The following is a 20,087-nucleotide window of genomic DNA, read 5'->3' as shown; positions in this document are numbered from 1 at the left end:
CCTGTGACCAAAAGCTTGCCGGGGCCACTTCATGACGGTGTCCGCCGACTGTCACAGACCTGTCACAGGGGCTTGCCCCAGCCGGTCCACAGACCGATCACAGAGAAGCGTCGTACGGCTACTCATCCGGCACACGGACCCCCACTCGTACGCGGGACATGTGTGGGAGCGCTCCAACAGTCGATACACGCCCATGTCATGGGACAGAATGACGTCCGTGCCTTCCCTGTTGCTGATCGAGGACGACGACGCCATCCGGACGGCCCTGGAGCTCTCTCTGACGCGCCAGGGACACCGGGTGGCCACCGCTGCCACCGGCGAGGACGGTCTGAAGCTGTTGCGCGAGCAACGGCCCGATCTGATCGTCCTCGATGTGATGCTGCCGGGCATCGACGGATTCGAGGTGTGCCGCCGCATCCGGCGTACGGACCAGCTGCCGATCATTCTGCTGACTGCGCGCAGTGACGACATCGACGTGGTGGTCGGGCTGGAGTCCGGCGCCGACGACTACGTGGTGAAACCCGTGCAGGGGCGTGTGCTCGACGCCCGTATCCGGGCCGTGCTGCGCCGCGGCGAGCGCGAGGCGAACGACGCGGCGACCTTCGGTTCGCTGGTCATCGACCGTGCGGCGATGACCGTGACGAAGAACGGCGAGGATCTGCAGCTGACGCCCACCGAGCTGCGGCTACTCCTCGAACTGAGCCGGCGGCCGGGGCAGGCGCTGTCCCGGCAGCAGTTGCTGCGGCTGGTGTGGGAGCACGACTACCTCGGCGACTCACGGCTCGTCGACGCGTGTGTGCAGCGGCTGCGCGCGAAGGTGGAGGACGTGCCGTCCTCCCCCACCCTGATCCGTACGGTTCGGGGAGTCGGCTACCGGCTGGACAGTCCTCAGTGACAAAACCGCAGGACAAGCTCCGCGGCTGGGCCGCGGCGCGCAAGACGATAATGGCGGGTCTGCGCTTCACGAGCCTGCGGCTGCGTCTGGTCGTGGTGTTCGGGCTCGTCGCGCTCACCGCCGCCGTGTCGGCGTCCGGGATCGCGTACTGGCTCAACCGCGAGGCGGTGCTCACCCGCACGCAGGACGCGGTGCTCGGCGACTTCCAGCAGGCGATGCAGACCCGCGCCAGCGCGCTGCGGCCGCATCCCACGCAGGAGGAACTGCAGCGCGCCGCCGGGCAGATGGCGAACAGCAGCCAGCGTTTCAGCGTGCTGCTGATCGCCGAGGACGAGGCCGGCAGGACGGTCCGCGGGAACTCCGACCTGGACACCTTCACGCTGGAGGACGTACCGAAGTCCCTCCAGAAGGCGGTGAACAAGGAGCAGGAGATCTCCTCGAACAACAAGTACACGTACCACCTGTACTGGCAGCGGATAGTCCAGGGCGACAAGCCGTATCTCGTGGGCGGTGCGAAGGTGATCGGCGGCGGGCCGACCGGATACATGCTCAAGTCGCTGGAGCCGGAGGCGAAGGACCTCAACTCCCTTGCCTGGTCGCTGGGGATCGCGACCGGGCTCGCGCTGATCGGCTCGGCGCTGCTCGCGCAGGCCGCCGCGACGACCGTACTGAAGCCGGTGCACCGGCTGGGCACCGCGGCCCGGCGGCTCGGCGAGGGCAAGCTGGACACCCGGCTGCGGGTGTCGGGCACGGACGAACTCGCGGATCTGTCACGGACGTTCAACCGCACGGCGGAGTCGCTGGAGAAACGGGTCGAGGACATGAGCGCCCGTGAGCAGGCGTCCCGGCGGTTCGTGGCGGACATGTCGCACGAGCTGCGGACGCCGCTGACGGCGATCACCGCCGTGACCGAGGTGCTGGAGGAGGAGCTCGACGCGGAGACCGGCAGCGTCGACCCGATGATCGAGCCCGCCGTCCGGCTCGTCGTCAGCGAGACCCGGCGGCTGAACAACCTCGTGGAGAACCTCATGGAGGTCACCCGCTTCGACGCGGGCACCGCCCGGCTCGTCCTCGACAACGTCGACATCGTCGACCAGATCACCGCGTGCATCGACGCGCGGGCCTGGCTGGACGCGGTGGACCTGGACGCCGAGCGCGGCCTCATGGCGCGGGTCGACCCGCGCCGGCTGGACGTGATCATGGCGAACCTGATCGGCAACGCCCTCAAGCACGGCGGCTCCCCGGTGCGCGTGAGCGTGCGGGACGAGGGGAACGACCTGGTCATCGAGGTCCAGGACCACGGTCCCGGCATCCCCGAGGACGTCCTGCCGCACGTCTTCGACCGCTTCTACAAGGCGAGCGCCTCCCGGCCCCGTTCGGAGGGCAGCGGCCTCGGTCTGTCCATCGCCCTGGAGAACGCCCATATCCACGGCGGTGAGATCACCGCGGCGAACTCGCCCAAGGGCGGCGCGGTCTTCACCCTGCGTCTGCCGCGCGACGCCTCGGAGGTCGAGGACCCCGACAACCCCGGGGGCCCGGGTGCGGCCGTCGCCGACGACCGCACCGAGGGGGGCGCGTGATGTCCGAACGCCGCGCATGGGGCGTACGCCGGACGCGTGCGGCCCACGAAGGGCGCGTACGTGTGACGCGTGCGGCCCACGAAGGGCGCGTACGTGTGACGCGTGCGACTCGTCTCGCGCTCGCCGTGCCGTTGCTCGCCGTGACGCTCGCCGGGTGCGGGATCCGGGCGACGGAGGTGCCGACCGACTTCGGTCCCGCGCCCTCCCGGGTGCCGTGCACGCTCAACGCGCCCGACGTCGGTACGCAGTCCTCGCGCGGGATCCTCGTCCAGGTCTTCCTGCTCTGCTCCTCGCAGCTGGCGCCGGTGGACCGGACCGTGCGCATCGAGGCCGGACCCGCGGCGACGGACCGTGTACGGGCCGCTCAGGCGCTCCTGGACGAGCTCTCCGAGTCCCCGTCGGACGCCGAGAAGCAGGCGAACTACACGACAGATGTGCCGCAGGGCCTCACCGTGAGTGGCCCGGGCCGCGGCGAACCGGACGACACGCTGCGTCTGAGCACCCCGCCCGCGGAGCTGACGCCGTACGCGCTGGCCCAGGTCATCTGCACGTTCAGCGACTCGGCGGCCGCCTCGGACGGCGACTCGGTGACGCTCGGCGGGCCCGGCACGGACGCCCCGCGCCGCTACCAGTGCACGGAGTCGGTGCGCTCCCGCCCCGGCACGGAGACCCCGCCGCAGACGGAGGCCGAGGGGGCCTGAGCCTTCCCGGCCGGCCCTCTGCCGGACGCTGACCGGACCTCGGCCGGACCCCGGCCGGACCCCGCCTGTGGCGCACGCCTCACCCGTGCGGGCCAAGCGCCGCCGTCACACGGAACCGATCCTGCCGGTGCCCGCGTCTTGGGGATCGTGCAGCGTCAAGGCTCGAACGGCAGCAGCGCCGTGATCCGCTTTCGTGCGGCGGGGGGTGTCCTCCTCGTCGCACATCTCGCGCTTGTCGCCTGGGTGACGCTGCGGCCCCTGGACGTGCCGTGGGTGAGCGCCGCGAATCTGCGTCCGTTCGCGAGCATCCGGGCCGATCTGGCGCTGGGCCCCGAGGCGGCCGCCCGCAACATCGGCAAGGGCCTGCTGCTGCTCGCCCCGCTCGGAGTGTTGCTGCCGATGGCCGGCGGCAGGCTCGCCGTCTCCCCGCTGCTGTCCCTGATGCGTACGGTCGCCGCCGGCGCCCTGCTCTCGCTGGGCATCGAGCTGCTGCAGACCGGGGTGCCCGGGCAGGTCGTGGACGTCGACTCGCTGCTCCTGAACACCGTGGGCGTGGCGCTGGCCCATGTCGCCGTGGTGCCCGCCGCCCGGTCACTGCTGCGCCGCCGGGCCGAGACCCGGCGCCGGATCGCCGCCGCCCTCCGCCGGAAGCAGGCGGCCGAGGAGGCGACTCAGGGTCGGACCCCGACGATTCCCAGGGTCGGGATCGCCCCCTAGAGCGACGCTTTGCACCCTTCGTCTCCGTAGCGTTGACGACAGATGAGGCAGCCACACGGGAGGCCTCGGACCGACGCTCACGAAGGAGCCGTTCATGAACCGCCTTGCCCGCCCCACCAACGGCCGGATGATCGGCGGAGTGTGCGCTGCGCTGGCTCGGCGCTTCGGCACCTCCGCGACCACGATGCGGGTGATCTTCCTGGTCTCCTGCCTGCTGCCGGGCCCGCAGTTCCTGCTCTACATAGCGCTGTGGATCCTGTTCCCCTCCGAGGGCAAGGCGGCGCGTACGGCCTGGTGACGCACCAGCACGAACGTCGATGGGGCGCACCCGGTCCGGGTGCGCCCCATCGGCGCGAGAAGGGTGGCGCTCAGGGTGCCGGGGACTCAGCCCAGCGGAATCCCGTTCACCGGCAGGCCGTGCGTGGGCAGGCCCTGGAGCGGCAGGCCCCCGAGGAGACCGGCGACCGGCGCGGCCGGACCCTCGGCGAGGAGGTTCGCGACGGCCGGCTGGGCGGCGGCGAGGCCACTGCCGAGCGCGTTCTGCCCCTGGGCCAGCGACTCGCCCGAGCCGGGCAGGGTCTTGGTGACCCCGTCCACCGGCAGCGCGCTGGTGGCGGTGGAGAGCGCCGAGGTGGCGTCCGGGACCGCCGGGGCCGCGTTGGCGGCACCCGCGCCGGCGGCGGCGAAGGCGGCACCGAGAGCGGCGACACCGAGGGTCTTGGCAGCAGACTGCTTCATCTTCGTCCTTGCATGCTGTGACGGGGATTTGAGCGGTCCGAAACGGTAATCACGTGCGAGCTCGCCCCGCAAACATCGAAAAGCGGCCGAGTCGTCATCGCCCGGCCGCTTCCCATCCTTCTTCTTCAGCCCTCTTCGCTCACAGAACCGCTGGTGGAAGCGGTTTGCTGGAACAGCCATTCGGACTTCAGCTCGGCATAACCGGGCTTGATGACGTCATTGATCATGGCCAGTCGTTCATCGAAAGGAATGAATGCTGATTTCATCGCATTGACTGTGAACCACTGCATGTCGTCGAGCGAATAGCCGAACGCGTCGACAAGGTGCTCGAATTCCCGGGTCATGCTGGTGCCGGACATCAGACGGTTGTCGGTGTTCACCGTCGCCCGGAAGTGCAGCCGCCGCAGCAGCCCGATGGGGTGCTCGGCGTACGAGTCGGCGGCGCCCGTCTGGAGGTTGGAACTGGGGCACAGCTCCAGCGGGATGCGCTTGTCACGTACGTACGAGGCGAGGCGGCCGAGCTTCACCGAGCCGTCCTCGTGGACCTGGATGTCGTCGATGATGCGCACGCCGTGGCCGAGCCGGTCGGCGCCGCACCACTGCAGGGCCTGCCAGATGGACGGGAGCCCGAAGGCCTCGCCCGCGTGGATCGTGAAGTGGTTGTTCTCCCGCTTCAGATACTCGAAGGCGTCCAGGTGACGGGTGGGCGGGAAGCCCGCCTCGGCACCCGCGATGTCGAAGCCGACGACACCCAGATCGCGGTAGCGGTTGGCGAGTTCGGCGATCTCCAGGGCGCGGGCCGCGTGCCGCATGGCCGTCAGCAGGGCGCCGACGCGGATCCGGTGGCCGTTCTCGCGGGCCAGCCGCTCGCCCTCCCGGAAGCCCTCGTTGACGGCCTCGACGACCTCTTCGAGGGTGAGCCCGGCTTCGAGGTGCTGCTCGGGCGCGTACCTCACCTCGGCGTAGACGACGCCGTCCTCGGCGAGGTCCTCGGCGCACTCGGCGGCCACACGGACGAGCGCCTCGCGGGTCTGCATGACGGCACAGGTGTGCGCGAAGGTCTCCAAGTACCGCTCCAGGGAACCGGAGTCGGCGGCCTCGCGGAACCAGATGCCGAGCTTGTCGGGGTCCGTCTCGGGGAGGTTTTTGTAGCCCGACTCGCGGGCCAGGTCGACGATCGTCCCGGGGCGCAGGCCGCCGTCGAGGTGATCGTGCAGCAGGACCTTCGGCGCCCGGCGGATCTGCTCCGAGCTCGGGGTGTTCTTGGTCTGGCTCGTCATTTCCGCACTCTACCGCCTACGCGCGTAGATCTCCTGTTGTGCGGAACCGTCGATACGTAACGGTGACCGTGCGGACGGATGGCGTACACCATCGCTTCTGACACTGTTCTGTCATGGCACAGCAAGCGACGCCGCTTCGCACGGCCCGGCTCGGGCGGGCACTCGGAACGGAACCGACGGCGGTGAGCGGCGTGGTGCTGCTGCTGCCGGGCGGCGAGGAGGCCTCGGCCCGCAGACCCTCACCGATGATGGCGACCGCGTCCGTACGGGCGTTGGGGCGCCGGCTGACCCGCGCGGGACGCGACGACGGCCTGGTGGTGCACGTAGTGCACTACCGGTTCCGGGGCTGGAACGGCACACAGGCGGACCAGGCGCGGGACGCCTCGTGGGCCGCCGACGAGGTCGTACGGCGGTACGGGGACGTTCCTGTGTGTCTCGCGGGGACAGACATGGGCGGGCGGGCCGCTCTGCACTCGGGCGGGCACACCGCCGTCAACTCCGTGCTGGCGCTGTCCCCTTGGCTGCCCGAGGAGGATGTCGCCGCGCCGCCCGAACCGGTGAAGCAGCTCGTGGGGCGGCGGGTGTTGATCGTGCACGGCACGAACGACGAGCGGACCGATCCCGAGTTGTCGTTCCGGCTGGCGTCCCGGGCGAAGAAGGCGAACCGGGATGTGTGCCGGTTCGAGGTGCATTCCGACGGGCATGCGTTGTCCGCGTTTCGCGATGAGGTGCACGCGTTGGCCGAGGATTTCGTGATGGGGGCGTTGTTCGGGCGGGCTTTCGCCCGGCCCGTGGAGGACGCGCTTGCGGCTCCGCCGCCTTTGGGGTTGCGGATGCCTCTTGCCTCCGGCTTCGGGCGGTCCCTTCGCCGTTGATGGTTGGGGGTTGTGGGGGTGTGCGGGTCCGGTGGGGGCTTGTCGCGCAGTTCCCCGCGCCCCTGAAAAGCCCACCGCTGAGCCCGACTCGCCAAGAATCCTCAGTTGGGGAGCAGGTTGCCCCTCCTTGACAAGAGGAATCTCTTGAATGCCGCCACCGGGGGCGTGTCCGGGTGGCCGTCCAGCCAGGCCACGCCGATCTCGCGGGCTGCTCTTGGGGCCGTGACCGTCAGTTCCACAACTCCCGGTCGTGCCACCGCCGGTGGGGGCAGGAGGGCCACTCCCAGGCCCGCCGCCACCAGGCCCCGCAGGGTCTCCGCCTCCTCGCCCTCGAAGGCCACCCTCGGGCGGAAGCCCGCCTGTTGGCAGAGGTCGTCGGTGATGCGGCGGAGGCCGTAGCCGGGTTCCAGGGTGACGAAGGTTTCGTCGGCGGCCTCGGCCAGGCGGATGCGGCGGCGGGAGGCGAGGCGGTGGTCCGCGGGGACGACCAGGCGGAGTTTCTGTTCGTCGAGGCGGCGGGCGACGAGGTCGGGGGCGTCCGGGACGGGGGACGTGAGGCAGAGGTCCAGTTCGCCGGAGCGCAGGCGTTCGATCATGGCCTCGCCGTAGTTCTGGACGAGGCTGAAGCGGACGCGGGGGTGGTCGGCGCGGAAGGCGCGGATCAGGCCGGGGACCGTCTCGGAGCCCATGGTGTGCAGGAAGCCGAAGGCGACCTTGCCGGTGGCCGGGTCGGCGTCGGCGCGCACCTCGTCGGCGGCCCGCTCGATCTCGGCGAGAGCCCGCTCGACGGAGGACAGGAAGGTGCGTCCGGCGGGGGTGAGGGAGACCGTGCGGCCTCTGCGGGCGAACAGGTCCACGCCCAGGTCGTGTTCGAGGCGGACCATCGCGCGGGACAGCGTCGACTGCGGGACCTGCATCTCCTGCGCGGCCCGGGTGACGTGCTCGGTGCGGGCGACCCCGGCGAAGTACGCGAGGCGCGGGGCGAGGATCGCGACGATGTCTTCTGTGTCACTGGACGGTGACAGGTGAGGCTCTGACCTCTGCTGATGCATCACAGGAACGATTATGACGATTCCATGCATTGGACGGATGAGCGGCACGGTTTTAGGTTCGAAGCATGCCTTCCGCAAGTACCGGGGCGTCCACGATCGTGGACGCCTCCGCAGTCACCGCCGTTCGTACCGAAGCCGCTCCCCTCGACGTCGTTCCCGTCGATTCCCGTATGGCCCCCGGCGGGCCCGGCTACCGCCGGATGAGCCTCGCGCTCTTCCTCGCGGGTGTCGCGACCTTCGCGCTCCTCTACTCCACCCAGGCCCTGCTGCCGCTGATCTCCGGCGACTTCGGGGTCACGGCGAGCACGGCGAGCTGGACGGTGTCGGCGGCGACCGGAGCGCTGGCGCTGTTCGTCCTGCCGCTGAGCGCGCTCTCGGAGCGGTTCGGCCGGCGTACGTTGATGACGGTGTCCCTGGCGATCGCGGTGGCCGTCGGGCTGCTGGTGCCCTTCGCCCCGTCGGTCGGCTGGCTGGTCGCGCTGCGGGCGGTGCAGGGTACGGCGCTGGCAGGGCTGCCGGTCTCGGCGATGGCCTATCTCGCGGAGGAGGTACGGCCGAAGGCGCTGATCACCGCGATCGGTCTGTTCGTCGCGGGCAACAGCGTCGGCGGCATGAGCGGCCGGGTCATCACCGGCTGGGTCGCGCAGGAGTGGGGCTGGCGGGTCGCCCTCGGGGTCATCGGACTGATCGCGGTGGGCTGCGCGGTCGCCTTCCGGCTGCTGCTCCCGGCACCGAAGCACTTCAAGGCCGGTTCTCTGCGGCCCGCGGTGCTGGTCCGCACGGTCCGCGGTCACCTCGCGAACCCGCTGCTGTGCAGGCTGTACGCGATCGGCGCGCTGTTCATGACGGTGTTCGGCGCCGTCTACACGGTGATCGGCTACCGCCTCACGGACGCCCCGTTCTCACTGCCGCAGGGCATCATCGGCTCGATCTTCCTCGTCTACCTGGTCGGCACGGTCTCGGCGTCGACCGCCGGGAAGCTGGTGGGACGGCTCGGCCGGCGCGGAGCGCTGTATCTGGCGGGCGGCACGACGACCGCGGGCCTGCTGGTCTCGCTGGCCGACTCCCTGCCGCTGATCCTGCTCGGCCTGGTCCTGATCACCGCGGGCTTCTTCGCGGGCCACGCGGTCGCGTCCTCCTCGGTCAGCCACACCGCCAAGGAGGGCCGCGCACAGGCCTCCGCCCTCTACCAGTCCGCCTACTACCTGGGCTCCAGCGCGGGCGGCACGCTCGGCGCGGTCGCCTTCCACACCGGCGGCTGGGCCGGGACGGTGGCGCTCGGCCTGCTGGCGGTCCTCGGCGTCGTGACGATCACGGTCGTCGGGTCGCACGCGGCTCGAATCAGCCGTAACACGGTGCAGTTGCCGAGCTCCGTTAAGTAACGTCACTCTTCCGTTCCCACGTGGGAGTCGCCTGAAGGCACAGATCCGGCCGCGCCGGTGGACCCGTTTGTATGGCGTCGCTTGACCGCGTAGGTGCGGGGCGCAGTCAATCGCCCCTACTGCTCACACCCCGAGCAGTTGGACGCAAGCGTGATGTCGCATCCAGCGGCGAGCGCTGTGCAAGCTGTACGGCGGATGCTGTCAGCGGTTGACTGGGCTGCGGTAGTCAGGCCCCCGAAGGCGCTCAGTCGTCGGCGTAGAAACCGCTGCTACTGAGCGTTTCGCGGTTTCGGCGCCACCACCCCAGCGATGACCTCCCTCCATACAACGGGCCGTTGTCAGTGCCGTGCGGTAGCTTCCGAAGTGCCGGCATCGCAAAGAGGCGGTGAAGGTGACGACGAACATGCCACAGGGGTGGGTTGGCCATGAGCGACGGAACGGCGACGGTGGAGGACCTCGACGTCCGCCTTGAGAAGCACCGGGTCGAGCTGACGGGGTACTGCTACCGCATGCTCGGCTCGTCCTTCGAGGCGGAGGACGCGGTCCAGGACACGCTCGTGCGCGCCTGGAGGAGCTACGACAAGTTCGAGGGCCGCTCCTCGATGCGCTCGTGGCTGTACCGCATCGCGACGAACGTGTGCCTGGACATGCTGTCGGCGGGGAACAAGCGGGCCCGCCCGATGGACCTGACGGACTCGACACCGCTCACTCAGGCGGCGCTGAACCCGCGCCCCGACCACACCTGGCTGGAGCCGATGCCGGACGCGCGTGTGCTGCCCGTCGTCGAGGACCCCGCCGAGGCAGCCGTCGCCAAGGAGTCGGTGCGCCTCGCCTTCATGGCCACGCTGCAGCAACTGCCGCCCAAGCAGCGGGCCGTGCTCATCCTGCGCGAGGTGCTGGCCTGGAAGGCGAGCGAGGTCGCCGAGCTGCTCGGCACGACGGTCGCCTCGGTCAACAGCGCGCTCCAGCGGGCCCGTGCGACGCTCGCCGAGAGCGACGGCGCCGCGGCCCGGGCCGCCACCTCCGACCCGCTCGACGAGGAGCAGCAGAAGCTCCTGGAGCGCTATGTGGCGGCCTTCGAGGGGTACGACATGACGGCCCTCACGGCACTCCTGCACGAGGACGCCGTGATGACGATGCCGCCGTTCGACCTGTGGCTGTCCGGCCCCGAGGACATCACGGGCTTCATGACGACACTCGGCGCGCCCTGTGCGAACTCGCATCTGGTGCCGGTCGCGGTGAACGGCCTGCCGGGCTTCGCCCAGTACAAGCCGGACCCGGAGACGGGCGGCTACACGGCGTGGGCCGTGCAGGTCCTGGAGACGTCAGAGGGCCGGATCACCGGGTTCCATTGCTTCCTCGACACGAAGCGGTGGTTCCCGCTGTTCGGGCTGCCCCTCGACCTCGAAGGGGATGCCGACAAGACCGAGTAGCGCACGGAGGGCGGGGTCCGGGTCGCGCAGTCTGATCCGTCCCCCGGCGCGACGGGCGGCGAGCTGCATCCTGGCGAGCGCGTCGACGGTGGTCAGACCTGGTGGTCCGAGACCGGCGACATCGCAGACCAGGACGTCGGCTCTGCTGCTCATCAGCCGTGCGCGCACGTCCTCGCAGAGCCTCGGCACCTCGTCTCGGGTGACGGGGCCGGGCAGTACGAGTACGGCAGGTGTCATGGCGTCCACGTGCGGTAGACCGGCGGGCGGCGCGGAACTCATCGCTGCGTGCTCACCGAGCACGAAGTTCAGGTAGCGCAAGGTCACATTGACCTGGGCAGGGCCTACCCAAGAGGGTTCGGTGTATGCCCCACGAATTGGCGCCCCACCGCCTGTCCGCGCTCCTCCCCGACCGAATACGCGACCGCCTCCGCGCCGCCGCTCCCGGCCACCCCCGGGATCTCCGCGAGCTCGGGGAGGTGCCGTGCAGGGGGTGCTGAACGGCTTCGCGGTGATCGCCGTCGTCATCGGCGTCGGCTGTCTGATCGGCCGCCGCGGCTATCTCGGGGACAACGGCAGGGAGGTGCTGACCAAGCTCGCGTTCCACGTGGCCACCCCCGCGCTCCTGTTCACCACGCTCGCGCAGGCCGACCTGTCGGTCATCCTGTCCAACCGGCTGCTGGTGACGGCGATCAGTACGTTCGCGGTGGCCGGGGCGTTCGTCGCGGTCGGTGCCGTACGCCGCTGGGGCGTGGGCCGTACGACGATCGGCGCGCTGTGCTCCAGTTACGTCAACGCGGGCAATCTCGGCATCCCGATCGCGGTGTACGTGCTGGGCGACGCCTCACTCGTGGCCCCCGTGCTCCTCTTCCAGCAGATCGTGATGACCCCGGTGGCCCTGACGGTCCTCGACCTCTCCGGCCCGGGCGAGAAGACCTCCCTGTGGCGGCGGGTGACCACTCCCGTCCGCAACCCCGTCGGCATCGGCTCCCTGTCCGGCGTAGCGGTCTCGGCATCCGGCCTCACCGTCCCGGGCCCGGTCCTCGACCCGCTCACCCTGATCGGCAACATGTCCGTCCCGGCCGTCCTCCTGGCCTTCGGCATCTCCCTGTGCGGCAGCACGATGCCGGGCCGCGGCCCCGACCGAGCCCCCGTCCTGCTCTCCGTCGCCCTGAAGTCGGTGGGCCAGCCCCTGGCCGCCTGGGCGTTGGCGGCGGGCGTCTTCGGCCTCCGAGGCGCGCCCCTGCTCGACGTGGTGGTGACCTCGGCCCTACCGGCCGCCCAGAACCTCTTCACGTACGCGTCCCGGTACCGCGTGGGTGAGGTCCTGGCGCGGGAGTCGATCCTGCTGTCGACGATGGCTGCAGTGCCTGTGCTTGTGGTGGTGGCGGCCGTGCTTGGGTGATTCAGCGTTCGGGGAACTCGCTGGTGTCGATGGCGAGGTCGAAGGGGGCGGGCAACTTGATGGTCTCCCCGAACTTGGCGATGCTCAGGGGGCGGTAGACGTCGCCCTTCGGTTCTCCGTAAAGCGTCGCGGTGGGGCCGTCGGGCGCCCAGCGGTCGACAAGGAGGTACAGAGGGATGCCTGCGGTGGCGTATGCGGCGGGCTTGCTGATGCGGTCGTGGCGGGCGTTGGACTTGGAGGTGACCTCGACGACGAGTTCGGCGAGGGCAGCCGGAATGTGGGTGTCCGATTCGGCGTCCTCCCGCACAGGGGCCACCACGATGTCCGGGATGAGCATGCCCAGGCGCGACGGCACTGCGATAGCCAGTGTCTGAAAGACGCCCCAGTCCTCAGGGATCACTGAGTAGAGGCGACGCTGGATTCGTTCTGCGATCACGTTGTGGCGGTACGCGGGAGCAGGTGACACGGTGATGATCCCCTCGATGATCTCCACCTTGCTGCCCTCAGGCCATTCCATCTCCTCCCAGAACCGGACGAGGTCGTCCCAGCTCTGCTCGGGGTCGTGGCCGACGGTGAGTGCGCTCATGGCGGTCTCCATTCGTTGCGTCACCGAGTCCAGCATGCCGAACGGGACCGGCGTAGGTCCACCGATCCCGTTCACCCATACGAGAGAACTCCAGCTCAGGCGATACGTTCCAGCACCACCGGCGCCGCCGTGAAGGCCGCCCCCGGGGCCGCCACGTCGTACGAACCCTCGACCGCCGCCAGTGCGTACTCGAAGCGCTCGGGGGTGTCCGTGTGGAGGGTCAGCAGGGGCTGGCCCTCCGTCACCGTGTCGCCCGGCTTGGCGTGCATTTCGACGCCCGCGGCCGCCTGGACCGGGTCCTCCTTGCGGGCGCGGCCCGCGCCGAGGCGCCAGGCGGCGATGCCGATGTCGTAGGCGTCGAGGCGGGTCAGTACGCCCGAGGACGGAGCCTTGACGACGTGCTGCTCGCGGGAGGTGGGCAGGGGCGCGTCCGGGTCGCCGCCCTGGGCCGCGATCATGCGGCGCCACGCGTCCATCGCGGAGCCGTCGGCAAGGGCCTTCGCGGGGTCGGCGTCCTTCACGCCCGCCGCGTCGAGCATCTCGCGGGCCAGGGCGAGGGTGAGTTCCACGACGTCCGACGGGCCGCCGCCCGCCAGGACCTCGACCGACTCGCGGACCTCCAGGGCGTTGCCCGCCGTCAGGCCCAGGGGCGTGGACATGTCCGTCAGCAGCGCTACCGTCCTGACGCCGTGGTCCGTGCCCAAACCGACCATCGTGGAGGCCAGTTCGCGCGCGTCCTCGATCGTCTTCATGAAGGCGCCCGTGCCCACCTTCACGTCCAGGACCAGCGAGCCGGTGCCCTCCGCGATCTTCTTGGACATGATGGACGAGGCGATCAGGGGGATCGCCTCCACCGTGCCGGTCACGTCCCGGAGCGCGTACAGCTTCTTGTCCGCCGGGGCCAGGCCGTCGCCCGCCGCGCAGATGACCGCGCCGACCTCGTCGAGTACGGAGAGCATCTCCTCGTTCGAGAGCAGCGCGCGCCAGCCCGGGATCGACTCCAGCTTGTCGAGGGTGCCGCCGGTGTGGCCGAGGCCCCGGCCCGACAGCTGCGGGACCGCCGCGCCGCAGGCCGCGACGAGCGGGGCCAGCGGGAGGGTGATCTTGTCGCCGACGCCGCCGGTGGAGTGCTTGTCGGCGGTCGGGCGGGACAGGGACGAGAAGTCCATGCGCTCGCCGGAGGCGATCATCGCGGCCGTCCAGCGGGCGATCTCGCCGCGGTTCATGCCGTTGAGCAGGATCGCCATGTTCAGGGCGGCCATCTGGTAGTCGGCGACCTCGCCGCGTGTGTACGCGTCGATGACCCAGTCGATCTGCTCGTCGCTCAGCTCGCCGCGGTCGCGCTTGGTGCGGATGACGGAGATGGCATCCATCGACAACAAAGCCATGGCCTTTCCTTCCGAAGTGCAGCGGCCCCTCCCGGTGCCCTGGAGGCACGCGACACGGAGGGGCCGACCGTGAACTACTTGCGCAGATGCCCCGGCCCGAAGGCCTGCGGAAGCATCTCCGAGAGCGGCAGGATCCCGGCCGGCGTCTCCAGGATCAGATCGGGGCCGCCGAACTCGAACAGCAGCTGGCGGCAGCGGCCGCACGGGACCAGGATCTCGCCGCGGCCGTCCACGCAGGTGAAGTGCGTGAGCCGGCCGCCCCCGGTGTTGTGGAGCTGCGCGACCAGTCCGCACTCGGCGCACAGCCCGAGCCCGTACGAGGCGTTCTCGACGTTGCAGCCGGAGATCACCCGGCCGTCGTCGACGAGGGCCGCGACACCGACCGGGAAGCCCGAGTACGGGGCGTACGCACGGGACATGGCCTCGCGGGCCGCCTCCCGCAGGGACTCCCAGTCGACCTCGGGCTCGGATCCGGTTTCGGCGGACGTCACTTGCCCTGCCCCCGCCGGTACGGCATGCCGTCCGCCTTCGGCATCCGCAGCCGCTGGGCGGACAGGGCGAGGACGAGCAGCGTGATGACGTACGGCGTGGCGGAGACGACCTGGTTCGGCACCTCGTCGGTGAGCGAGTACCAGGTGAACACCAGGACGCCGACGGCCAGGGTGATCACGCCGGGCACGTACCTCTTCTTGACGAGCAGCCAGATGGCGCCGATGGCCAGCAGTATGGCGCCGAGCAGCAGCAGCGCGTGGACGTTCTCGGCGCCGCCGCGCAGGTTGAGGCTGTCGGTGTAGCCGAACAGGCCCGCGCCAAGGGCGAGTCCGCCCGGCATCCAGTTGCCGAAGATCATCGCCGCGAGTCCGATGTAGCCGCGGCCGCTGGTCTGCCCCTCCAGGTAGAAGGGGTTGGCGACGATGGAGAGGAAGACACCGCCGAGGCCGGCCAGACCGCCGGAGATGATCACGGCCAGGTACTTGTACTTGTAGACGTTGACGCCGAGCGACTCGGCCGCGACCGGGTTCTCACCGCAGGACCGCAGCCGCAGGCCGAAGGCGGTGCGCCACAGGATCCACCAGGTGGCCGGGATCAGCGCGACGGCGATCAGGGTCAGCCAGGAGACGTTGGTGACCAGACCGCCGAGCAGACCCGCGACGTCCGAGATGAAGAACCAGCCCTTGTCGTTGAGGTCGACGAGCGCGTCGGACAGTCCCGGCACCGTGAAGTTGCCGATCGACTCGACCGGCGGGGACTGCTTGGCCGAGCCGCCCTGCACGCCCTCGAAGGCGAGCGGGGCGAGATAGCGGGTGGCGCCGAGGGCCAGGATGTTGATGGCCACACCCGAGACGATGTGGTTGACGTTGAAGGTGACCGTGACGATCGCGTGCAGCAGGCCGCCGACGCAGCCGCCGACGATGCCGATGAGGACGCCGTTCCACGGGCCCCACTGGTAGCCGGCCCAGGCGCCGAACCAGGTGCCGAGGATCATCATGCCTTCGAGGCCGATGTTGACGACGCCCGCGCGCTCGGCCCACAGACCGCCGAGACCGGCCAGGCCGATCGGGACGGCCAGTTCGAGCGCGGTCGACATCTGGCTGACGTTGGTGATGCCGTCGGCGCCGGTGATGATGCGCACGATCGAGGTCAGCGCGAGGCCGCCCGCGATGACCAGCAGAAGGACGGGGAGCGTGAGCCGGCGGCCCTTGGGCGCCGTGGGCTGCAGCGAGGGCTGGTTGAGGTCGGTCACGGTGGTCATCGTCCGGCCACCTCCTTCTGGGTCGAGTTGTCGGAGGTGGCGCCGAGCACGTGGCCCGCCGCGAGTTCGGCGCCGACGCGGCGCTGCTGGCGGCGCAGACCCCACTCGCGCACGGCCTCGTAACTGACGACGACCGCGATCACGATCAGGCCCTGCATGATGACCGCGATCTCCTTGTCGTACCCGTGGAAGTCGAGCTCGGGCGAGGCCTTGTCCAGCCAGGCCCACAGGAGGGCCGCGAAGGCGATGCCCGTCGGGTTGTTGCGGCCGAGCAGGGCGATGCCGATACCGAGGAAGCCGATGCCGGTCGGGAAGTTCAGGCTGTACGTGTGCGAGTCGCCGAGCAGGATCGGCAGGCCCGCGAGACCGGCGAGGCCGCCGGAGATCAGCATGGCGGTGAGGACCATGCGCTTGGGGTTCACACCGCTGGCCGCGGCGGCGGTCTCCGAGGCGCCGGAGGCGCGCAGGTCGAAGCCGAAGCGGGTGCGGTTGAGGACGACCCAGTAGCCGATGCCGAGCAGGGCGGCGAGGACGACGAGGCCGTAGATCTCGCCGGCGTCGCCCATGTCGAAGCCGGGGATCCAGCCGGACTCGTGCATCTCGCCGGTGGTGTTGTTGTTGCCGACCTTGACGCCGAAGACGTTGGGCAGCCAGAAGTAGGCGATGAGGGAGGTCGCGATCGCGTTCAACATGATCGTCGCGACGACCTCGCTGACCCCTCGGGTGACCTTGAGGACACCGGCGATGCCGGACCAGAAGGCGCCGGTGAGGACCGCGGTGAGCAGGAGCAGCGGGACCTGGAGGACCGCCGGCAGACTGGCGTGGGCGCCGACCACCGCGGCCATCATGGCGGCGAGCTGGTACTGGCCGTCCACACCGATGTTGAACAGGTTCATCCGGAAGCCGATGGCCACCGCGAGCGCCGCGATGTAGTACAGCGAGGCCTGGTTGATGATCAGGACCTGGATGTCGGAGAACGTGGCCTGCTCGAACATGATCGAGTACGGCTCGAACGGGTTCTTCCCCGAGGCGATCAGCACGACCGAGGTCAGCGCCACGGCCACGACGAGCGCGATGACCGGTCCGGCCACCGCGAGGAGCAGTCGCTCCTTGTCGAACTTCTTCATCAGCGGGCCTCGTCTTCCGGGGCGTCTGCCGGGCCGTCCGCCGGCGTCTCGGCAGGCTCTTCGAGCGCTGCCTTCTCTTCGAGCTCTGCCTGCTCTTCTTCCAGCTGTTCCACGAGCTCTTCGTTCTCCAGGTGTCCGGAGGCGGCGCCGGTCATGGCCGAGCCGAGCTCCTCCGGGGTGATGGTCGCCGGATCGGCGTCCGCAACCAGCTTGCCGTTGTAGATCACCCGGAGGGTGTCGGACAGACCGATCAGCTCGTCCAGGTCGGCGGAGATCAGCAGGACGGCCAGTCCCTCGCGGCGGGCCTCACGGATGTGGTCCCAGATCGCGGCCTGCGCGCCGACGTCCACTCCGCGGGTGGGGTGGGCGGCGATCAGGAAGCGCGGCTTGTGGGTCATCTCGCGGCCGACGATCAGCTTCTGCTGGTTGCCGCCGGACAGCGAGGCGGCGGTGACGTCGATGCCGGGCGTGCGGACGTCGTACGCCTCGACGATGCGGCGCGTGTCGTCCTGGGCGCCCTTGATGTCGAGCCAGACACCCCGGCCACCGCGGGTGTTGGGCTTCTCGGTGACGTGGCCGAGGATGCGGTTCTCCCAGAGCGGGGCCTCCAGGAGCAGGCCGTGGCGGTGACGGTCCTCGGGGATGTAGCCGATGCCTTGTTCGCGGCGCCTGCGGGTGGCCCAGGAGGTGATCTCCTCGGCGGCCAGCGCGATGGTGCCGGAGTCGGCCGCCTTGAGGCCGATGAGGGCCTCGATCAGTTCGGTCTGGCCGTTGCCCTCGACACCGGCGAGGCCCAGGATCTCGCCCTCGTGGATGGTGAAGCTGATGTCGTCGAGCAGGGCCTTGCCGCCCGGGGCGACCAGGCGCAGCTTCTCGACGGTCAGCACCGGCCGGTCGGTGACGGTGGACTCGGCGGTCTCCGGGGTGGGCAGTTCGCTGCCGACCATCAGCTCGGCGAGCTGGCGCGGGGTGGTCTCGGAGGGGACGGCCGTGCCGACCGTCGTGCCCCGGCGGATCACCGTGATGTCGTCGGCGACCGACAGGACCTCGCCCAGCTTGTGCGAGATGAAGATGACCGACAGGCCCTCTGACCTGAGCTCGCGCAGGTTGGCGAAGAGCGCGTCGACCTCCTGCGGCACGAGGACCGCGGTGGGCTCGTCGAGGATGAGGATCCGGGCGCCGCGGTAGAGGACCTTGAGGATCTCCACGCGCTGGCGGTCGGCGACACCGAGTTCCTCGACGAGGGCGTCGGGGCGCACACCGAGGCCGTAGCGCTCGGAGAGCTCCACGATCCGGCGTCGGGCCCTGGCGCCGATGCCGTACGACTTCTCGCTGCCCAGGACGACGTTCTCCAGGACGGTGAGGTTGTCGGCGAGCATGAAGTGCTGGTGGACCATGCCGATGCCGCGGGCGATGGCGTCGGCGGGCGACGAGAAGGTGACCTGGTTCCCGTCGACGGCGATGGTCCCCTCGTCCGGCTTCTGCATGCCGTAGAGGATCTTCATCAGCGTCGACTTGCCGGCGCCGTTCTCGCCGACGAGCGCGTGGACCGTGCCCTTGCGGACGCTGAGGTGGATGTCGTGGTTGGCCACGACGCCCGGGAACCGCTTGGTGATCCCGGCGAGTTCGACTGCGGTCACCGATCCGTTGACCGCGCCGGCCGGAGGACTGCTGGACGCGTTGATGGCGCACTCTCCTGAAGGGAAAGGGGGTCGTCTACGCGCGTAGCGCCCCTACGGCAACATGAGGGGCCGACGCGCCGCGAGAACGGGGTACGGGGAGCCAGGCTCCCCGTACCCCGTTGAGCGGACGTAACCCCGCGGTTACGAGCGACTCCGGGGAAGATCGACGCACGAACTTCCCCGGATCACTGAGCTGCTCCTGAGGTACTGCTGTCAGCTGGACTTGACCTTGATCTCGCCGCCGATGATCTTCTCCTTGGCCGCCGATACGGCTTCCTGGATCGCGGTGTCGCTCTTGAACTTCGGGTTGGAGTCCGCGAGGCCGACCTCACCGGACTTCAAGTCGCCCCTGACGATACCGGTCTCGGGCTTGCCGTCCTCGACCGACTTCGCGAGGTTGTACACCGCCTTGGCGACGTCCTTCGTCGCGGAGGTGAGGATGGCGTCCTTGTACTTGCCCAGGGCTTCCTGCTTGTACTGGTCGGAGTCGACACCGATGGCCCACACCTTGTTGGCGGAGGCGGCCTCGATGACACCCTGGCCCGACAGGCCGGCCGCCGCGTAGACGACGTCGGCCTTCTTCTCGATCTGGCCCTCTGCGGCCGTCTTGCCCTTGTCGGGGCTGGAGAAGCCGCCCTCCTCGGCGGTCTGCGTCAGGTACTGCGAGAGGACCTTCACGCTGGGCTTGGTGTCCTTGACGCCCTGCGTGTAGCCGGCCTCGAACTTGTGGATCAGCGGGATGTCCACACCGCCGACGAAGCCGACCGTGTTGCTCTTGGTGGCCTTGGCCGCCGCGACACCGGCGAGGTACGAGGCCTCCTGCTCGGCGAAGACCAGGTCCGCGACGTTCTCCGCCTCGATGGTGGAGTCGTCGACGATGCCGAAGGTGGTGTCGGGGTACTTCTCCGCGGCCGCCTTGACGGCCGGCGCGTAGGCGTAGCCGATGCCGATGACCGGGTTGTGACCCTGCTTGGCCAGCGAGACCAGGCGCTGCTCCTTGTCGGCGTCCGTCTCACCGTCGGTGGGCTCGATGTCGGCGGTCTCGTAGCCGAACTCGCTCTTCGCCTTCTTCAGGCCCTCGTACGCGGCGTCGTTGAAGGACTGGTCGCCCCTGCCGCCGACGTCGTACGCGATGGCGAGGCCCTTGTCGCTCTTCGAGTCCGCCGAACCGGAGGAGGTCGAGGTACCGCCACAGGCGGAGAGGACGAGGGCGAAAGAGGCGGCCGCTGCGCCTGCGAGCGCGATGCGGGGAACCCGGCGCATGTGTTGTGCTCCTGTCGTACCAGCTAGTACAAGCGCCGGGCGGTAGAGCTGCGGCGCTGGCTTCGCCGCAGATTAACGCGCGTAGACCTGCGAGAGAACCCCCTCTGTCCACCTTGTTATGCGGCTGTGCCCGAGGGCTTCCGCGGACCGGGGGCGGGCTTGCCGACCGCAAAGGTCCGTGCACGGCGGATGACCTGCGAGGGGAACGCCGGAGCGGGCGGACATCGTGGATG

The 20,087-nt window shown here is 69.9% G+C and carries 20 protein-coding genes; 9 read left to right on the top strand and 11 right to left on the bottom strand.

All coding sequences use genetic code 11. From position 1 onward, the window contains the following. Nucleotides 1–217 precede the first annotated feature (217 nt). From afsQ1 to ACIBEI_RS11390, 5 genes are all read left to right on the top strand, one after another. Nucleotides 218–895 (top strand): two-component system response regulator AfsQ1, encoded by a 678-nt coding sequence (gene afsQ1 / locus ACIBEI_RS11410; RefSeq protein WP_055611283.1) that lies wholly within the window; start codon nucleotides 218–220, stop codon nucleotides 893–895. Continuing rightward, nucleotides 892–2,475 (top strand): ATP-binding protein, encoded by a 1,584-nt coding sequence (locus tag ACIBEI_RS11405; protein WP_398887488.1) that lies wholly within the window; start codon nucleotides 892–894, stop codon nucleotides 2,473–2,475. Before afsQ1 ends, ACIBEI_RS11405 begins: the two co-directional genes overlap by 4 nt. A gap of 95 nt (nucleotides 2,476–2,570) precedes the next feature. After that, nucleotides 2,571–3,176: a hypothetical protein gene (locus tag ACIBEI_RS11400; RefSeq protein ID WP_398887486.1), complete on the top strand. Its 606-nt coding sequence runs from the start codon at nucleotides 2,571–2,573 to the stop codon at nucleotides 3,174–3,176. A 147-nt stretch (nucleotides 3,177–3,323) separates the two neighbouring features. Further along, nucleotides 3,324–3,893, top strand: a complete 570-nt coding sequence (locus ACIBEI_RS11395; RefSeq protein WP_398887484.1) for a VanZ family protein — start codon at nucleotides 3,324–3,326, stop codon at nucleotides 3,891–3,893. 94 nt (nucleotides 3,894–3,987) lie between these two features. Next, on the top strand, nucleotides 3,988–4,191 hold the full coding sequence (locus tag ACIBEI_RS11390) for a PspC domain-containing protein (RefSeq protein WP_143644509.1): 204 nt from the start codon (nucleotides 3,988–3,990) through the stop codon (nucleotides 4,189–4,191). An 86-nt stretch (nucleotides 4,192–4,277) separates the two neighbouring features. On the opposite strand, the gene ACIBEI_RS11385 is transcribed toward ACIBEI_RS11390, so the two are convergent. Beyond that, a complete protein-coding gene (locus ACIBEI_RS11385) occupies nucleotides 4,278–4,631 on the bottom strand; it encodes an ATP-binding protein (RefSeq protein WP_398887482.1) in 354 nt (117 codons plus the stop codon). Nucleotides 4,632–4,756: 125 nt separating this feature from the next. Then, a complete protein-coding gene (locus ACIBEI_RS11380; protein ID WP_398887480.1) occupies nucleotides 4,757–5,911 on the bottom strand; it encodes an adenosine deaminase in 1,155 nt (384 codons plus the stop codon). Between the two features lie 113 nt (nucleotides 5,912–6,024). Here ACIBEI_RS11380 and ACIBEI_RS11375 point away from each other — a divergent pair, with 113 nt between their 5' ends. Beyond that, entirely contained in the window at nucleotides 6,025–6,786 is a 762-nt protein-coding gene (locus ACIBEI_RS11375) for an alpha/beta hydrolase (protein ID WP_398887478.1), read from the top strand. A 101-nt stretch (nucleotides 6,787–6,887) separates the two neighbouring features. Here ACIBEI_RS11375 and ACIBEI_RS11370 read toward each other — a convergent pair whose 3' ends face one another. Continuing rightward, nucleotides 6,888–7,841: a LysR substrate-binding domain-containing protein gene (locus tag ACIBEI_RS11370; RefSeq protein WP_398887476.1), complete on the bottom strand. Its 954-nt coding sequence runs from the start codon at nucleotides 7,839–7,841 to the stop codon at nucleotides 6,888–6,890. A gap of 62 nt (nucleotides 7,842–7,903) precedes the next feature. On the opposite strand from ACIBEI_RS11370, the gene ACIBEI_RS11365 reads away from it, so the two are divergent. Beyond that, a complete protein-coding gene (locus ACIBEI_RS11365) occupies nucleotides 7,904–9,220 on the top strand; it encodes an MFS transporter (protein WP_398887474.1) in 1,317 nt (438 codons plus the stop codon). Between the two features lie 425 nt (nucleotides 9,221–9,645). Further along, nucleotides 9,646–10,653, top strand: a complete 1,008-nt coding sequence (locus tag ACIBEI_RS11360; protein ID WP_398887472.1) for a sigma-70 family RNA polymerase sigma factor — start codon at nucleotides 9,646–9,648, stop codon at nucleotides 10,651–10,653. On the opposite strand, the gene ACIBEI_RS11355 is transcribed toward ACIBEI_RS11360, so the two are convergent. Next, on the bottom strand, nucleotides 10,546–10,932 hold the full coding sequence (locus ACIBEI_RS11355) for an STAS domain-containing protein (RefSeq protein ID WP_398888296.1): 387 nt from the start codon (nucleotides 10,930–10,932) through the stop codon (nucleotides 10,546–10,548). The genes ACIBEI_RS11360 and ACIBEI_RS11355 overlap by 108 nt on opposite strands. A gap of 202 nt (nucleotides 10,933–11,134) precedes the next feature. Between ACIBEI_RS11355 and ACIBEI_RS11350 the strand changes: the two genes are divergently transcribed. After that, on the top strand, nucleotides 11,135–12,055 hold the full coding sequence (locus ACIBEI_RS11350; RefSeq protein ID WP_398887470.1) for an AEC family transporter: 921 nt from the start codon (nucleotides 11,135–11,137) through the stop codon (nucleotides 12,053–12,055). 1 nt (nucleotide 12,056) lies between these two features. Here the strand turns inward: ACIBEI_RS11350 and ACIBEI_RS11345 are convergent, their stop codons facing one another. From ACIBEI_RS11345 to ACIBEI_RS11315, 7 genes are all read right to left on the bottom strand, one after another. After that, nucleotides 12,057–12,641, bottom strand: coding sequence for a Uma2 family endonuclease (locus ACIBEI_RS11345; RefSeq protein WP_398887468.1), 585 nt, complete (start codon nucleotides 12,639–12,641; stop codon nucleotides 12,057–12,059). 95 nt (nucleotides 12,642–12,736) lie between these two features. Further along, nucleotides 12,737–14,020 carry a thymidine phosphorylase gene (locus ACIBEI_RS11340; protein WP_398888294.1) on the bottom strand — a complete coding sequence of 428 codons (1,284 nt, stop codon included), beginning with the start codon at nucleotides 14,018–14,020 and terminating at the stop codon, nucleotides 12,737–12,739. Between the two features lie 83 nt (nucleotides 14,021–14,103). Further along, complete coding sequence (locus ACIBEI_RS11335) at nucleotides 14,104–14,520, bottom strand: cytidine deaminase (protein WP_398887466.1); 417 nt, start codon at nucleotides 14,518–14,520, stop codon at nucleotides 14,104–14,106. Next, the gene (locus ACIBEI_RS11330; protein ID WP_398887464.1) at nucleotides 14,517–15,782 is read right to left on the bottom strand and encodes an ABC transporter permease; all 1,266 of its coding nucleotides are present in this window, start codon (nucleotides 15,780–15,782) and stop codon (nucleotides 14,517–14,519) included. Before ACIBEI_RS11330 ends, ACIBEI_RS11335 begins: the two co-directional genes overlap by 4 nt. After that, nucleotides 15,779–16,909, bottom strand: coding sequence for an ABC transporter permease (locus ACIBEI_RS11325; RefSeq protein ID WP_398887462.1), 1,131 nt, complete (start codon nucleotides 16,907–16,909; stop codon nucleotides 15,779–15,781). The genes ACIBEI_RS11330 and ACIBEI_RS11325 overlap by 4 nt, the downstream gene beginning before the upstream one ends. Beyond that, nucleotides 16,909–18,549, bottom strand: a complete 1,641-nt coding sequence (locus ACIBEI_RS11320; RefSeq protein WP_398887460.1) for an ABC transporter ATP-binding protein — start codon at nucleotides 18,547–18,549, stop codon at nucleotides 16,909–16,911. Before ACIBEI_RS11320 ends, ACIBEI_RS11325 begins: the two co-directional genes overlap by 1 nt. A 255-nt stretch (nucleotides 18,550–18,804) precedes the next feature. Next, nucleotides 18,805–19,854: a BMP family protein gene (locus ACIBEI_RS11315; protein WP_398887458.1), complete on the bottom strand. Its 1,050-nt coding sequence runs from the start codon at nucleotides 19,852–19,854 to the stop codon at nucleotides 18,805–18,807. Nucleotides 19,855–20,087: the final 233 nt, after the last annotated feature.

Source organism: Streptomyces sp. NPDC050988, assembly GCF_044456225.1.
Classification (GTDB): domain Bacteria; phylum Actinomycetota; class Actinomycetes; order Streptomycetales; family Streptomycetaceae; genus Streptomyces.
This window is presented reverse-complemented; position numbering and strand designations above follow the sequence as displayed.

Coding starts and splice junctions, on each gene's coding strand:
- ACIBEI_RS11375 (WP_398887478.1), top strand. CDS start 6,025: ATGGCACAGCAAGCGACGCCGCTTCGCACGGCCCGGCTCGGGCGGGCA.
- ACIBEI_RS11355 (WP_398888296.1), bottom strand. CDS start 10,932: ATGAGTTCCGCGCCGCCCGCCGGTCTACCGCACGTGGACGCCATGACA.
- ACIBEI_RS11380 (WP_398887480.1), bottom strand. CDS start 5,911: ATGACGAGCCAGACCAAGAACACCCCGAGCTCGGAGCAGATCCGCCGG.
- ACIBEI_RS11390 (WP_143644509.1), top strand. CDS start 3,988: ATGAACCGCCTTGCCCGCCCCACCAACGGCCGGATGATCGGCGGAGTG.
- ACIBEI_RS11325 (WP_398887462.1), bottom strand. CDS start 16,909: ATGAAGAAGTTCGACAAGGAGCGACTGCTCCTCGCGGTGGCCGGACCG.
- ACIBEI_RS11345 (WP_398887468.1), bottom strand. CDS start 12,641: ATGAGCGCACTCACCGTCGGCCACGACCCCGAGCAGAGCTGGGACGAC.
- ACIBEI_RS11385 (WP_398887482.1), bottom strand. CDS start 4,631: ATGAAGCAGTCTGCTGCCAAGACCCTCGGTGTCGCCGCTCTCGGTGCC.
- ACIBEI_RS11360 (WP_398887472.1), top strand. CDS start 9,646: ATGAGCGACGGAACGGCGACGGTGGAGGACCTCGACGTCCGCCTTGAG.
- ACIBEI_RS11315 (WP_398887458.1), bottom strand. CDS start 19,854: ATGCGCCGGGTTCCCCGCATCGCGCTCGCAGGCGCAGCGGCCGCCTCT.
- ACIBEI_RS11365 (WP_398887474.1), top strand. CDS start 7,904: ATGCCTTCCGCAAGTACCGGGGCGTCCACGATCGTGGACGCCTCCGCA.
- ACIBEI_RS11330 (WP_398887464.1), bottom strand. CDS start 15,782: ATGACCACCGTGACCGACCTCAACCAGCCCTCGCTGCAGCCCACGGCG.